This window comes from Oleiphilus sp. HI0043, assembly GCF_001634935.1.
Window position 1 is genome coordinate 1 of the sequence record NZ_LWEY01001030.1, and the last position, 283, is coordinate 283.

1 protein-coding gene is annotated in these 283 nt (G+C 43.8%); it reads left to right on the plus strand.

All coding sequences use genetic code 11. From position 1 onward, the window contains the following. Window positions 1-283: methyltransferase domain-containing protein (locus A3729_RS10935; RefSeq protein ID WP_156497893.1), on the plus strand; the 283-nt coding region annotated here is incomplete at both ends.

The window sequence follows — 283 nt, forward strand, 5'->3', positions numbered from 1 at the left end:
TCTACTCGCGCTGCAGCTACTTGAACTTAAATCTGATGAGCGTGCTCTGGATCTGTTTTCAGGACTGGGTAATTTTACTTTGGCAATGGCAAAGTGCGCTAAGGAAGTTGTTGGGGTTGAAGGCAGTCAGGATATGGTGGAAAGAGGCTTGTTTAATGCACAAGCTAATGATATCGAAAATGTCACTTTTTATGAAAGTAACCTATACAGTGACTTCTCGGCTCAAGCTTGGACGAAGGGAGTTTATGATAAGATTTTGATCGACCCGCCTAGAGCAGGTGCT